Origin of the sequence: Streptomyces sp. NRRL WC-3549, from assembly GCF_000721935.1 — a bacterium.
In the GTDB taxonomy this organism is placed as follows: Bacteria; Actinomycetota; Actinomycetes; order Streptomycetales; family Streptomycetaceae; genus Streptomyces.
The window spans coordinates 25,769-39,747 of sequence record NZ_KL585418.1 but is presented as its reverse complement, the minus strand read 5'-3'; the positions used below and the strand labels follow the sequence as shown (position 1 = coordinate 39,747).

At 71.3% G+C, this 13,979-nt stretch carries 14 protein-coding genes and 1 pseudogene; 11 read left to right on the top strand and 4 right to left on the bottom strand.

Annotated elements, in window-relative coordinates; genetic code table 11:
- The 5 genes and pseudogenes from IH13_RS0123690 to IH13_RS0123670 all read left to right on the top strand — a co-directional run.
- Positions 1–257: pseudogene (locus IH13_RS0123690) on the top strand (serine hydroxymethyltransferase); the annotation flags it as partial.
- Positions 258–410: 153 nt separating this feature from the next.
- Entirely contained in the window at positions 411–1,796 is a 1,386-nt protein-coding gene (locus IH13_RS0123685) for an L-serine ammonia-lyase (protein WP_031087601.1), read from the top strand.
- A gap of 71 nt (positions 1,797–1,867) precedes the next feature.
- Complete coding sequence (locus tag IH13_RS45590; protein ID WP_267883873.1) at positions 1,868–1,996, top strand: hypothetical protein; 129 nt, start codon at positions 1,868–1,870, stop codon at positions 1,994–1,996.
- A gap of 213 nt (positions 1,997–2,209) precedes the next feature.
- Positions 2,210–3,154: an STM4015 family protein gene (locus tag IH13_RS0123675; protein WP_234433374.1), complete on the top strand. Its 945-nt coding sequence runs from the start codon at positions 2,210–2,212 to the stop codon at positions 3,152–3,154.
- A gap of 57 nt (positions 3,155–3,211) precedes the next feature.
- Positions 3,212–4,411 (top strand): wHTH domain-containing protein, encoded by a 1,200-nt coding sequence (locus IH13_RS0123670; RefSeq protein ID WP_031087596.1) that lies wholly within the window; start codon positions 3,212–3,214, stop codon positions 4,409–4,411.
- A gap of 36 nt (positions 4,412–4,447) precedes the next feature.
- Here IH13_RS0123670 and IH13_RS39785 read toward each other — a convergent pair whose 3' ends face one another.
- Together IH13_RS39785 and IH13_RS0123660 are read right to left on the bottom strand one after the other, a co-directional pair.
- The gene (locus IH13_RS39785; RefSeq protein WP_234433373.1) at positions 4,448–4,756 is read right to left on the bottom strand and encodes a DUF5133 domain-containing protein; all 309 of its coding nucleotides are present in this window, start codon (positions 4,754–4,756) and stop codon (positions 4,448–4,450) included.
- Between the two features lie 294 nt (positions 4,757–5,050).
- Positions 5,051–5,941, bottom strand: coding sequence for a SigB/SigF/SigG family RNA polymerase sigma factor (locus IH13_RS0123660; RefSeq protein ID WP_031087592.1), 891 nt, complete (start codon positions 5,939–5,941; stop codon positions 5,051–5,053).
- A 304-nt stretch (positions 5,942–6,245) separates the two neighbouring features.
- Between IH13_RS0123660 and IH13_RS0123655 the strand changes: the two genes are divergently transcribed.
- Positions 6,246–7,433, top strand: coding sequence for a PP2C family protein-serine/threonine phosphatase (locus IH13_RS0123655; protein WP_031087590.1), 1,188 nt, complete (start codon positions 6,246–6,248; stop codon positions 7,431–7,433).
- A 12-nt stretch (positions 7,434–7,445) separates the two neighbouring features.
- Here the strand turns inward: IH13_RS0123655 and IH13_RS0123650 are convergent, their stop codons facing one another.
- The gene (locus IH13_RS0123650; RefSeq protein WP_031087589.1) at positions 7,446–7,934 is read right to left on the bottom strand and encodes a MarR family winged helix-turn-helix transcriptional regulator; all 489 of its coding nucleotides are present in this window, start codon (positions 7,932–7,934) and stop codon (positions 7,446–7,448) included.
- A gap of 385 nt (positions 7,935–8,319) precedes the next feature.
- On the opposite strand from IH13_RS0123650, the gene IH13_RS0123645 reads away from it, so the two are divergent.
- The 5 genes from IH13_RS0123645 (at position 8,320) to IH13_RS0123625 (ending at position 12,873) form a co-directional block, all read left to right on the top strand.
- Positions 8,320–8,712, top strand: a complete 393-nt coding sequence (locus tag IH13_RS0123645) for an STAS domain-containing protein (RefSeq protein WP_031087587.1) — start codon at positions 8,320–8,322, stop codon at positions 8,710–8,712.
- A gap of 400 nt (positions 8,713–9,112) precedes the next feature.
- Complete coding sequence (locus tag IH13_RS0123640) at positions 9,113–10,057, top strand: ABC transporter ATP-binding protein (RefSeq protein ID WP_031087586.1); 945 nt, start codon at positions 9,113–9,115, stop codon at positions 10,055–10,057.
- Entirely contained in the window at positions 10,054–11,022 is a 969-nt protein-coding gene (locus IH13_RS0123635; protein WP_031087585.1) for an ABC transporter permease, read from the top strand. Before IH13_RS0123640 ends, IH13_RS0123635 begins: the two co-directional genes overlap by 4 nt.
- A gap of 44 nt (positions 11,023–11,066) precedes the next feature.
- Positions 11,067–11,465 carry a GntR family transcriptional regulator gene (locus tag IH13_RS0123630; RefSeq protein ID WP_031087583.1) on the top strand — a complete coding sequence of 133 codons (399 nt, stop codon included), beginning with the start codon at positions 11,067–11,069 and terminating at the stop codon, positions 11,463–11,465.
- A 463-nt stretch (positions 11,466–11,928) separates the two neighbouring features.
- Entirely contained in the window at positions 11,929–12,873 is a 945-nt protein-coding gene (locus IH13_RS0123625) for a terpene synthase family protein (protein ID WP_420713391.1), read from the top strand.
- Positions 12,874–13,678: 805 nt separating this feature from the next.
- On the opposite strand, the gene IH13_RS0123620 is transcribed toward IH13_RS0123625, so the two are convergent.
- Positions 13,679–13,979 (bottom strand): ATP-binding protein (locus IH13_RS0123620; RefSeq protein WP_031087577.1); only part of this gene is annotated, 301 nt, incomplete at its 5' end.

Sequence of the window (13,979 nt, the reverse complement as noted above, 5' to 3'; positions counted from 1 at the left end):
CCGAGGACCGGCTCCACGAGGTCGGCATCACGGTCAACCGGAACGCCGTTCCGAACGACCCGCGCCCCCCGATGGTCACCTCCGGCCTGCGGATCGGTACGCCGGCCCTGGCCACCCGCGGCTTCGGCGCCGAGGACTTCACCGAGGTCGCGGAGATCATCGCCGCCGCCCTCAAGCCGTCGTACGACGCCGAGGCCCTCAAGGCCCGGGTGACGGCACTGGCCGAGAAGTTCCCGCTGTACCCCGGCCTGAAGTAGGCCATCCGCAGTTTGCACGACCGGTGGGGGCACCGCGCACACTGAACAGTGAGCTCGGTGCCCCCACCGCTGCCCCGCGCTCTGCGGGCCCACCGGCCCGCCCCGCACCACCCGGCAGACAACGGCGTCTACCAACCCCTTAGGAGTTCCCCCGTGGCCATCTCGGTCTTCGACCTCTTCTCGGTCGGCATCGGCCCGTCCAGCTCCCACACCGTCGGTCCGATGCGTGCGGCGCGCATGTTCGCCCGCCGCCTCAAGAACGAGGGTCTGCTGGCCCACACCGCCTCGATACGCGCGGAGCTCTACGGCTCGCTCGGCGCCACCGGCCACGGCCACGGCACCCCCAAGGCGGTCCTGCTCGGGCTGGAGGGCGAATCGCCCCGCACCGTCGACGTGGAGGGTGCCGACGCCCGCGTCGAGGAGATCCGCGCCTCGGGCCGCATCAATCTCCTCGGCATGCACGAGATCGACTTCGACGCCGACGAGCAGCTGGTCCTGCACCGCCGCAAGGCGCTGCCGTACCACGCCAACGGGATGACCGTCCTCGCGTACGACCGCGACGGCGCCCCGCTGCTGGAGAAGACCTACTACTCGGTCGGCGGCGGCTTCGTCGTCGACGAGGACGCGGTGGCCGGCGAGAACCCGATCGTCCCGGACGACACCGTCCTCAAGCACCCCTTCCGCACCGGCGACGAGCTGCTGCGCCTCGCCCGTGAGTCCGGCCTGTCGATCTCCTCCCTCATGCTGGAGAACGAGAAGGCCTGGCGCACCGAGGACGAGATCCGCGCCGGCCTCCTGGAGATCTGGCGGGTCATGCAGGCCTGCGTCGCCCGCGGCATGTCCCGCGAGGGCATCTTGCCCGGCGGTCTGAAGGTCCGCCGCCGCGCCGCGAACTCGGCCCGCCAGCTGCGCGCCGAGGGCGATCCGCAGGCCCACGCCATGGAGTGGATCACCCTCTACGCGATGGCGGTCAACGAGGAGAACGCCGCGGGCGGCCGTGTCGTGACGGCCCCGACCAACGGCGCGGCGGGCATCATCCCGGCCGTCCTGCACTACTACATGAACTTCGCGGCGGGCGGCTGCACGGACGCCGAGAAGGACGACAGCGTGGTCCGCTTCCTGCTGGCCGCCGGGGCCATCGGGATGCTCTTCAAGGAGAACGCCTCCATCTCCGGCGCCGAGGTCGGCTGCCAGGGCGAGGTCGGCTCGGCCTGCTCCATGGCCGCGGGCGCCCTGGCGGAGGTCCTGGGCGGCTCCCCCGAGCAGGTGGAGAACGCCGCCGAGATCGGCATGGAGCACAACCTCGGCCTGACCTGCGACCCGGTCGGCGGCCTCGTCCAGATCCCCTGCATCGAGCGCAACGGCATGGCGGCGGTCAAGGCGGTCACGGCGGCCAAGATGGCGCTGCGCGGCGACGGCAGCCACAAGGTCTCCCTCGACAAGGTCATCAAGACCATGAAGGAGACGGGCGCGGACATGAGCGTGAAGTACAAGGAGACGGCCCGGGGCGGGCTCGCGGTGAACATCATCGAGTGCTGAGAGCGGGCGCCGCTCCCGTGGCCCGCGTCGGCGCCTTCCGCTCGACGGTGGTGGGCCCTGAGCTTGGCCCGGTGCTGCACCGTTCCGCTCTCACGGTGGTCTGGTTCCAGGCCGTCCTGGACGTCCCGTCGGGCAAAGGCACCGACCATCCCCTCGACAGCATGCGCTGGGAAGAGCCGGCCCAGGACCACGAGCTCTGACGCCGGGTGCCGATCACCGCCACTCGGTGACCGCCGCGATGAGGACGCTCACCCCGGACCGTGCGGACGGGAGCCCGGGCCGGGAGTCCGCGCCATCTCCGTCCGCACGGGGATACGGCCGCCCTCGGCGGCCGTACCCCCGTGTCAGTGGCGACTGATAGAACCGAACACACAGTCGCAGCACGGAGTTACGGGAGACCTGCCTTGTCGTATGTGCAACACGTCCGGAGTTTCCACGGGCTGCCCGTGTACACGTTTCCGCCGTACGCCCACCCCGAGGACCTGCCCGACGCCGGGTCCGTGGCCTGGCGGCTGAGCTGTGGGCCCTACACGTCCGACGAGAGCTCGGACGTGTACTGGGAGCGCTTCACCCGGATGGTCGAGCTGGAGAAGGTGCGGGCGGTGATCCTCGGCCACCCGTGGTACCAGGCCTTCGGCGGCTCCGACGACGATCTGATCGGGCTGCGGTCCCGGCTCACCGGGCTCGAAGCGGTCTTCCTCGGTGATCTGGAGGACGAGGAGTCGATGATCTCCCTGATCGGGCTGCACGATCTCGGGGGACTCCTGGAGGCGTTCCCCGGGCTGCGGGAGCTGGTGGTACGCGGTGGGGATGACCTCGACTTCCCCGTGGCGGGGCACCGGAACCTGCGGTCGCTGCGCGTCGAGTCAGGGGGGATACCTCCCGAGGCGGTGGAGCATATCGCCGCCGCCTCCCTTCCCTCCCTGGAGCGCCTCGAGTTGTGGCTGGGCACCGAGGACTACGGCGGCGGCACGACGGTCGAGCAGCTCGCCCCGCTGCTGGCGGGGGAGGGCAAGCCCGCGCTGCGTCATCTGGGGCTGCAGAACAGCCCGATCCAGGACGAGTTGGCCGCCGCCCTGGCCTCCGCTCCGGTGGTGCCGCAGCTCCGTTCGCTCAGTCTGTCGATGGGCGCGCTCTCCGACACGGGGGCGGAGGCGTTGCTGCTCGGGCAGCCGCTCACCCATCTCCAGGAGCTGGACCTCTCCCACCACTATCTGAGCCACGCCATGATGCTGCGGCTGTGGACGGCGCTGGAACCCGCGGGGGTCCGGGTCAATGTGATCGGGAAGACCGAGGAGGACGAGTACTACCTGGAGATGGGGGAGGAGCACGGCCGCTACATCGCCGTGACCGAGTGACCGCCCCCGTCCGCCCCACCTGCCCCGTTACGTCACCACCCGGAAGGCCGCACGCCGATGACCCCCGCGCCCGAGCCGCACGCCCCCACGTCCGAGGACCCGCAGGACCACCTGCTCGTCAGCCGATGGCTGAACGGCGCGAGCCCGTGGCTCGATCCGGCGGAGCGGGTGCCGTACGGCCACCTGATATCCGCCGCGGCCGCTCTGCGGTGCGCTCCGGCCGACGTGGTGTCACGGCTGGCCGCGCTGGGGTACCACGATGTGCAGATCCCCGACGGCCGGCTGCCGGCGTCCGTGGCCGCTGAGGACGCCGCGCTGGTCGAGTCCGTCGACTCGGGCCGTGGATCATGGGTGGACGTCACCGTGCCCGTGTCCCTGCGGCAGACGGTCGTCCTCGCGGACCGGCTCCAGGTCTCCCCCGCCGAGGTGGCACGGCGGCTGACCGCGCTGGGTTACCACTACCCGGCCGGGAGCGGGCCGCTGCCGGAGACCCGCGACGCGCGGGACCTGCTGCTGATCCGCAAGGACAGGAAGGGCTACGGTGCCTGGCTCGACCAGGGCGAGGAGGTGCGGGCAGGCCACGTGCTCCAGGTCGCCGCGGAGCTGAAGTGCGGCCCGCACGCCGCCGCGCTGCGGCTGACCGCGCTCGGCGTCCGGCTGCCGTACACCCCCGACCCCGTGGACGACCGCCTCCTGCACACCGGGGCCGCCGGTGACGAGGTGCACCACCATGCGGCCGCCTGGTACCCCGGGCATGTCCTCGCCGTCGCGCGGGAGACAGGCCGCCGACCTGCGGACGTCCTCGCCCGGCTCCAGGAGCTGGGGTGCTGGATCGACCCCCTGTCCCTGCCGGACGCCCCGGAGGAGGACGACTTCGTCATCCTGAGCGAGGGCCTCGACGGGCACAGCCCCTGGCTGAGGGTGAACAGCGTGGTGGGTGTGCAGCTGCGGCACGTCCTGCGCGCGGCGCTCGTCACCGGGCGGAGCCCCGCCGAGACAGCGGAGAGGCTGGCCTCCCTCGGGCACGTCTTGCACGAGAACGCGAGGCTGCCCGAAACCGCGGACGAGGAGGACGTCCGGTTGCTGGAGACGGTCGACCGTTCGTTCAAGGACGGCGTCCACCTTGAACACGTCCTGCGCAGCGCCGGCCTGACGGGACGGAGTCCGGCCGATGTCGCGGAGCGGCTGTCCGCGCTGGGTTACCGGCTGCCCGACGAGGTGGAGTACCCGGAGGTACGCGCCGTCCTGCGCGGCTGAGCGGGCGCCCCGTCGGCGCCGTCGGCCGTGCCCCGGTCAGGAGGCCGCGAGCTGCGCGCCCACCTGCCGGCCGTCGCGGACCGCCGTGTCATGAACCGCCGTCTCGCGCAGGGCGGTCCCGCGCGGGGCCGCGTCACTCAGCGCCGTCTCACGCAGGGCCGCGGTGAGCTGCTCCTCGGCGGCGGCCAGGGCCTGGTCCGCGGTGCGGGTCCCGGTGGAGACGCACAACGTGTAGGTCAGGTCCTCCAGTTGGCGCCGGGTCTCGTGGGACCCCTGCGCGGAGTCCTGGGCGAGCAGCTCGTGGTAGCGGTCGACGAGACCACGCAGGATCACGGGGTGGGCCATCAGCACGGGAATTCCTCTCCTCAGGGCGTCGGACGCGGCGGGGCGCGAGCGGTGGGCGCGGGCCGCGGGGCAGGACGGCCTACGCCGTCCGGAGCGGGCACGGGGCCGGAGCGAACACGGGTCCCGGAGCGGGCACGGGGCCGGAGCGAACACGGGTCCCGGAGCGGGCACGGGGCCGGAGCGAACACGGGTCCCGGAGCGGGCACGGGGCCGGAGCGAACACGGGTCCCGGAGCGGGCACGCGGGCCCGGAGCGCGGACACGGGTCCCGGAACGGACACAGGCCCCGGAGCGCTCAGGCGAACATGCCGGAGCGCAGTTTGCCGAGCGTTCGGCTGAGGAGACGGGAGACGTGCATCTGGGAGATCCCCAGCTCGGCACCGATCTGCGCCTGCGTCATCTCCTGGCCGAAGCGCATCTCGATGATGCGCCGCTCACGGTCGTCGAGCTCCTCCAGGAGCGGGGCCAGCGCGTGCAGGTTCTCCACCGTCTCCATGGCCGCGTCCGGCTCGCCCAGCACGTCGGCGAACGTACGCGTCGCGGTCGCCGACGTCTCGTTGGTGTCGGTCGGCAGGTCGAGCGAGCCAGCGGTGTACCCGTTGGAGGCCACGATGCCTTCGACGATCTCGTCCTCGGTGAGGTCCAGGTGCTCGGCCAGTTCCTTCACCGTGGGGTCGCGGTCCAGCCGTACGGCGAGCTCCTCCTTGGCCTTGGCGAGCTCCACGCGCAGTTCCTGCAGGCGGCGGGGGACGTGCACGGCCCAGGTGGTGTCACGGAAGAAACGTTTGATCTCCCCGACGATGTAGGGGACGGCGAAGGTGGCGAACTCGACCTCCCGGGAGAGTTCGAACCGGTCGATCGCCTTGATGAGGCCCACGATGCCGACCTGGGTGATGTCCTCCATGTCACCGCTGCCGCGATTGCGGAAGCGGCGCGCGGCGAACCGCACCAGGGAGATGTTCATCTCTATGAGGGTGTTCCGCGCGTACTGGTACTCGTGCGTGCCCTCTTCCAGCACCTGGAGCTGTGCGAAGAACAGCGACGACAGCTCGCGGGCGTCCTTGGGGGCGATCTTCCCGGCGTCCTCGATCCAGGGCAGCTCACCGATGTACGCAGCCCCGCCGTCCGGTGCCGACACCCCGTCATTCACCGTGGTCTCGGCGGCCCGTTCGGAGATCAATGACATATGCCTACCCTCCCTGGTGGTGCGTGCTTCCTGAGAGGGCCCCTGCCCCGCTTCTCCGGGCGCATGCTCATCGAGTGGGATTTTTCTTGCTGTGTGGAAACTGTTGTCTCTGTACATCGTAAGATGAGCCCAGGTGTCCGGCCCTCGCCAGTCACTCACCCACACCTGACAGCCCCAGCCACCGGAGCGACCTTTCGGGCGCGCCGCGCTTGATTGGGTCCAGGCCCCGTACGCTGAACGCCGACGGCTCGGGGGCCCGCGGTCGGCCCGGGTTCGGCGCGGCTCGAACGAGAAACAGGATCACGTGGACAGAATTGCTGCCGTCGAGCGGGCGTTGCGCAATGCCGCACCCGACTTGCTCCTCGATGTCGTCGCGGCGGCCCTGCGGGAGCAGTACGACGTGCAGAGCGTGGAGCTGCGGCTCGCCGACTACGGGGTGACCACACTGCAGGTGGTCGCCGAGGCGCCGCTCGTCGAGCCGGTGCCCATCCATGACAGCCCGCAGGGGCGGGCCTTCGGCGCGCAGGAACCCTTCATCGAGCCCCGGTCGGGCGACGGCCCGGTGACGGTGCACCTGCCGGTGACGGTCAGGGGCGACCGGATGGGGGTGCTCACCGTCACCACCGCGGACGCCCGCACCCGGGCGGACCTGGCGGAGATGCAGGGGATCTGCGAGGCGCTCGGCCACGAGATCCTGGTCGCCGAACGGGACACCGACCTCTACCTCCTCGCCCGTCGTGCGACGCGCCTGACGCTGGCCGCGGAGATGCAGTGGCAACTGCTGCCCGGCCGCTCCGTGACCCGCCCCGAGTTCGCGCTGGGCGCGCACCTGGAGCCCGCGTACGCGATCTTCGGCGACAACTTCGACTGGTCGGTCTCCTCCCGCCACCTCACGCTCACCGTCACCAACGGCATGGGCAAGGGAATGGAGGCGGCGCTGCTCACCAACCTCGTGGTCAACGCGCTGCGCAACGCGCGCCGTGCCGGGCTGGACCTGGCCGACCAGGCGAGCCTCGCCGACCAGGCGGTATACGCGCAGTACCGGGGCGCGCTGCACGCCTCGGTCCTGCTGCTCCGGTTCGACCTGGCCACCGGTGAGGTGGAGGCCGTGGACGCGGGATCGCCGCGCATGTGGCGGCTGCGGGGACGCGGTGTGGAGTCCGTCGCCTTCGACGCGCAGTTGCCGCTCGGGATGTTCGAGGAGACGGTCTACGTCTCGGAACACCTTCGCGTGGAACCGGGTGACCGGCTGCTGGTGAGCAGCGACGGAGTCTACGAGAGCCCCTCGGCGGCCGGGGAGCGTTACGGGGAGCGCGCGCTGGCGCGGTCGTTGTCCGCGCACCGCTTCCTGCCGTCGGCGCAGGTTCCGCTGGCGGTCCTGCGCGATCTGAAGGACTACCGGGGCGGTTCGGCCCCGCTGGACGACGACGCCCTGGTGGTCTGCCTCGACTGGTTCGGGCGGCAGTCCCCGGCCGGCGACGCGCCGGCGTGAGAAGCCGGTCCGCTATCCGGTCGATCTCAGGGGTCTCGCGACACCACCGTCCCGGCCGGCGGCGCTGCGGAAGCCCCTGAGCCCCTCCAGCAGCGCGCGCCGGGCCTTGGGCGGCATGGCGTCGATCGTCGACATGAGGACCTGCTCCCGGCGCATGCGCAGGTCGACGAGGTACGCCTTGCCGTGGCTGGTCAGCCGTAGTTCCAGCTCCCGGCGGCTGACCGGGCTGGGGGCCCGCTCCACGAACCCCGTGGCCTGCAGCCGGTCGCACAGCCTGCTGACCGAGGGGGACGCCGACCCCAGCGCCTCGGCGAGCATCCGGAGGTTGATGCCCTCGTCGCGGTCCAGCGCGTACAGCACGCGGAGCTGGGACGGGGACACGGGGCCGGTGGGCACGGCCTCACGCCCGCGTTCCCACAGGACTTCGAGTAGCTCGATGACCTCGGAACCCTCGTGGGCCGCGTCCCGGGACCGGTGGTCTGGTTCGGGGTTCAGGCCCATTTAGATGACACTCCGATCCGGCATGGTCTCACTCGTCTGTCTGGCTCCGTCCGGCCACCGGACCGAGCAAGCGTGCCGGCATCCGATGCGCTCATACGGGGAAGTCAGGACACAGCCTCGTCTCAGGGACACACGAGTGTGCCCCGAGTATCTTACCTCCGCCGACCACAGGCGTCGGCGGCCGCGTCCGGACCGGGGCGTGTGCACTTGGGAAACAGTTGCCGTGGGGTAGGCTTCCGCAGTCCAGATTCGATGAGCGATCTTCTGGCGGCCACCCATCGGATCGGCCGGAAGGTGCGTCCGGGGGGCCTGTGGCCGGTACCGCACCGGCTCGTTCCCGCAGGTCCGGCCGCAGTCGTCCGCCCCGCCCAGGAGCACTGACGCCATGACTCACGGCACCACTCTTCTTCTCACCGTCCGGCACCCGGCCGACTCGCTCGCGGTCGTCACCGTCTCCGGCGAGCTCGACGTGGATACGGCACCGGAACTGCGCACCAAGGCCATGGACCTGATCGGACAGGGCAGCCCGCACGTGGTGCTCGACATGGCGCCCGTGGAGTTCTGCGACTCCTCCGGACTCAACGCGTTGATCGCCATAGTGCAGCACGCGCGTGAACGCGGCGGATCGTTGTCCGTGGCCGCCGCGCCCGATCAGCTCACCAGACTCCTGGACATGACCGGGGTCGGCGATCTCATGCCCGTGCACGCGGATGTGGGTGAGGCCGTCGACCGTCTCACCCGGGCGTCCACGGCGGCCGAGGGAACCCCGGACGCCTGACACCCGACGCCCCCTGGCCTGAAGTCCGGCCCCTCGACCCCTGGCGCCCGTGTCTGACGCCGTACGGCACACCGGCCAGGGCGGGGGGCCGGCCCCGGGGCCGACGCGGGATCGCGGAGTCGCGGGCCGCCGTCCGCTCGACTCCGGCCCCGGACTCCGGCCCCCTCGGGCCCGCCGTACCCTCACGCCCCGGTGACACACCCGGTGCACACACCCGGGCCCCGCCCCGGCTCCCGCGCCGCACACCCGGCCCCGGCGCCTCCCCCGCGCGCCCGGCCCCGGCGCCTCCCCCGCGGCCCTTGAGGACACCCCCGTACACCCCGCCACCCGGCGCGGTTTGACATGCCTGCTGCACACTGTCCATGATTCCATTAATTGACTAATGGACTTGGGGGAGAGCGTGGCAGAGACGAGCACATCGACCGGGTCCGGGGGAGCGTGGGCCATCGAGGCCCGCGGCCTGGGCAAGCACTATCGCCGCGGCTGGGCGCTGCGGGACTGCTCCTTCCGGCTTCCGGCCGGGCGGATCTGCGGCCTGGTGGGGCCCAACGGCGCCGGGAAGAGCACCCTGTTGGGCCTCGCCACCCGGCAGATACAGCCCACAGAGGGCGAACTACGCCTCTTCGGGGTGCCGGTGAGCCGGCCGGAGGTCCTGCCGAAGTTCGCCTTCCTCGGACAGGACAAGCCCCTGTACAAGCGGTTCACCGTGGCCGAGACGCTGCGGATGGGCGGCGAGCTCAATCCGGGCTGGGACGGTGCGGCGGCGGAACGGATCGTCCGCGCGGGCGACGTGCCGCTGCACGCCGCGGTCGGCACGCTCTCCGGCGGCCAGCGGACCCGCGTCGCCTTCGCGCTCGCCTTCGGGAAGCGGCCCGATCTGCTGCTGCTCGACGAGCCGATGTCGGACCTCGACCCACTGGCCCGTGAGGAGATGAGCAGCCTGCTGATGGCGGAGGCCGTGGAGCGCGGCACCACCGTGATGATGTCCTCGCACATGCTCACCGAGCTGGAGGACATGTGCGACTACCTGCTGGTCGTCGCCGAGGGCCGGGTGCGGATGGCCGGGGACGCCGACGCGCTGGTCCCGGCCCACGCGCTGGTGACCGGGGTGGCGGAGGACGGGGCGCCGCCCGCCGCGCTCACCCGCCACACGGTCATCGAGACCCGGGTCCGGGGCAGGCAGTTCCAGGCCATGGTGCGGCCCCGGGGCCCGCTGTCCGGTGACTGGCGGGTGTCGGAGCCCAGCCTGGAGGAGGTACTGCTCGCGCACCTCCGCTCGCCGGACGCCCCCGCGCTCTACACGCCCGGCGCCACCGCCGATCCCCAGGAGGGCAGGACCGCATGAGCACTTCCCTGACCGACGCGTCCGCCCCCCGCGCCACACCCCGGCGGATGGTACGCGGCCTGAACTGGCTGGTTCTGCGCCGGCACCGGATGGCCCTGCTCTGCCTCCTGGGCGTGACGGTGCTCACCTCGCTGTGGATCGTGTACCAGCGCGGCCAGCTGGTCGCTCTGCTCGATGCGGCCGACTGGCCCGAGAAGGACCTGACACAGCCGGTCGGCGGCCGGCAGTACGACTACCTGACGTTGCTGCTGGGCGCCTTTCCCGTCGTCCTCGCCGTCTTCCTCGGCGCCCCGCTGATCTCCGCCGATATCGAGCAGGGCACGGCCCAGCTCGTCACCACCCAGTCCGTGACGCGCCGGCGCTGGCTGGTCGCCAAGCTCGGCTGGTGCTTCGGTGCCGCCCTGTCGGCGGGCGCGGTGCTCTCCGCGGTCTTCACCTGGTGGTGGCGCCCCTACCGTTCGGTGCTCTCGTTCTCCTGGCTGGGCGCCCAGGTCTTCGACAACACCGGCCCCGTCCTGCCGGCCCTCACCCTGTTCCTCACCGCGGCCGGGGTGACCATCGGCGTCCTGCTGCGGCGGGTGCTCGCCTCGATGGTCGTCACCTTCGTCTTCGCCGTGGCCGTGGAGACCGCCTGGGACATGTTCCGGCAGAATCTCGCCCCGACGCGTATGTTCACCTACCCGGTGGACGCCGATCTCCCCGCCCGCTTCTCCGAGTCGTACGAGGTGGACCGATGGATCGGCAGCGCGGACGGACACCTCTACGGATGGGGTGTGTGCAGCGAGGCCTCGGAGAAGGCCCAGGAAGCGTGCCTCGCGGAGAAGGGCATCGTCAACAACGTCATCGAGTACCTCGACTACAGCCAGATGACGGCCATGCAGTGGACGGGGGCCGGCATCCTGCTGGCCGGCACGGCCGCGCTCACGGCGTTCGTCGTGTGGCGGTCGGCTCGGCGCCCGCTGTAGACGCCCTTTCCCCGGGTCACGTGTCGACATACGAGTGAAAGGTGATGCCGGTGGTCGTGTTCCGCATCGACCGGCGGAGTGGAGTGGCGACGTACCTCCAGATCGTGCGGCAGGTCGAACAGGCTCTGCGGATGGGCGCGCTGGAGGAGGGTGACCAGCTGCCCACGGCCGCGCAGGTCGCCGCCACCACCAAGGTCAACCCGAACACCACGCTCAAGGCGTACCGCGAGCTGGAACGCGCGGGGCTGGCCGAGGTCCGTCAGGGGGCGGGCACGTTCATCACCCGCTCACTGGCGCAGTCCGGTTCGGGCCCCGACTGGCCGCTGCGTTCGGCACTGAACGAGTGGATGCACCAGGCGCGGGCCGAGGGGCTGGGGGGCCCGGAGGTCCAGGAGTTGTTCCGGTCCTCCTTCGAGGCGGCGTACGGGGACGGAGCCGGCTGAGGCCCGCGTCCGGGCGGGGCCGGCACCCCGCCCGGACCCGCGGCGGCGGCCTCGCCCCGCCCCGTCGGCGAGTCATTACATGCTCAGCAATGAGCAGTTGTTCCTCGCGAACATGCAGTTTGAGTCACATATGACTTCCCTCCGCCGCCCACACGGGGTTCACTGTTCGTGACGCATGGTGACGCGGACGGCACCCGCCGCTCCGCGCACCCGGCCGGACCGACCGGCCCCCGGGCGGCGGAAGGAGGTCCACCTTGGCCGTCCCACCTTGCACGGTGACCCTTCGGCCGGAGCCGGCAGGCGTCCGGCACCGGCACTCCGGCGGGCCGTCCCCGGTGCGTCACGTCGATCGGTTCTCCGATCCCGGCGTTCATCCGCATCATTTCGACGAGGAGCACCAATGAGCCAGATAGTTTTACCGGTGTTTCATATGCCGTTCCGGAGCGCGGGATGCAATCCGGGCATGGAGGAGACCAAGACGGAGGCATGGCGCTGGGCGGAGGAGAACGACCTCCGTCTCTCCCCCGTCGCCCGGAAGAAGATGCTCCGCACCCGGCCGGAGCTCTGGATTTCTCTCATATTCCCGAAGGCCTCCCAAGAACATCTCGACCTCTTCTGCCAGTGGCTCTTCTGGGCGTTCCTGGTGGACGACGAGTTCGACGACGGACCGGCCGGCCGGGACCCGCGGATGTGCGAGGCGTCCATCGCCCGACTGGTGGACGTGCTGGACGGGGAGAAGCCGCTGGTCCCCATGGAGCACGCGCTCGAAGGCCTGCGGGAGCGCACCTGCCACGACCGGTCCCCCGCCTGGAACCGGCAGTTCCGCCGTGACACCGCCGCGTGGCTCTGGACGTACTACGCGGAGGCGGTGGAACGGGCCGCGGGACAGGTGCCGAGCCGGGCCGACTTCACCAGGCACCGCCGGGACTCCGTGGCCATGCAACCCTTCCTGGATCTCCATGAGATCACCGCCGGAATAGACCTTCCGGAATCCGCTCGCAGTCTGCCCGCGTATATCGCCCTGCGCACCGCGGTCACCGATCACTCCGGCCTGTGCAACGACATCTGCTCCTTCGAGAAGGAGGCCGTTCTCGGTTATGAGCACAACGCGGTGCGGCTCATTCAGCGTGACCGCCGGTCCACTCTCCAGGAGGCCGTCGACGAGGCCGGAATTCAACTGGCACGCGTCGCCGAGCGAGTGCAGCGGGCCGAGAGGGAACTCGTCGAGGAAATAGCCGCGGCGGGCATCGAAGGACCCACCCGGGCCGCTCTGGAACGCTGCGTACAGGACTACCGGGGCCTGGTACGCGGCGACTTCGACTACCACGCGCGGGCCGAACGCTACACACGCCCCGATCTGGTGGAAGTCGACCGGAGGGACACGCTCTCCCGGCACTTCGCCGTCTGACGGCACGCACACCGCACGGGCAGGGGCCCGGGGACCCGGCAACGGGCCCCCGGGCCCTGTGCGGGGTGGCCCTGGACGTCCAAGCCGGTCCCAGGAGGCACGGCCCCGTGGCGAAGGACCGGCGGCCGGGACGGAGGACCGTACGAGAACCGGCCAGTCTTGTCGAGCCGCCGCCGCGGCGGTCTTGCCCTCGGCAACTGGATGAGGTCCGGGCGCGGCCTGCGGACCACGGCCGCCGCCACGGTGGACGTGAAGCCCCCGGCCACCGCCTCATGACGGCCGGCGCGACGGGCCGGTCGGGCGCCGGCCGGGCAGTTCCGTGGCCGTCGCCGCCCGTGCAGCCGGTGGCGGCGCCGGCACCGGTCACCGTGCGCGGGGCGGCACGGCGGGGCCACCGACGCCCTGCGGCCGTTCACGGCGGTCCCCCCGGAACCCGGCCGGGGGCCGGTGCCCCCGTGGCCCGGGACACAGCGGGGCGGGCAAGCCGGAGGCCGGGCCATGGCACCGGGCGGTGGTGATCAATGATTCACCCGCTCAGCCTCTCCCGATGGGGGAAAACCCAGGCCAGTGACCCATCACACCTGGCATTCGGAAGAGAAATGGACCGTTTTGGCGTGCTATGCCGGAAGTGGTGTTTTGGCACCGCCGTCGCCCATCTGCCATAGTCGGTGACACGACCTTCTCCGACCCGAGCCAGGTCCCCCAAGCGGCCGTGGACACACCCCCCATTCCACGGCCCCCCGCAGAAGCCCCCGAAGCGCCGCACCCCGGCCGACGGGGGCTTCTGGTGTTCCGCGGGTGCGGGTCAGCGGTCGGAGGTGCGCATCTCGAACCAGGTGGTCTTGCCGCGCGGCAGCAGGTCGACGCCCCACCGGTCGGAGAGCTTGTCGACGAGGAATATGCCGCGCCCACTGACGTCCATCTCCCGGACGGGCATCAGACACGGCAGTCCGCGCGAGGGGTCGCGCACCTCGATCCGGACCCAGCCCCGGCGGCGCAGCATCCGCAGCCCGAAGATCCGGGCGCCGGTGTGCCGCACCGCGTTGCCGACGAGTTCGGAGACGAGCAGTACGCCGTGTTCGGCGGTCTGCGGCGGGAGCTGCCAC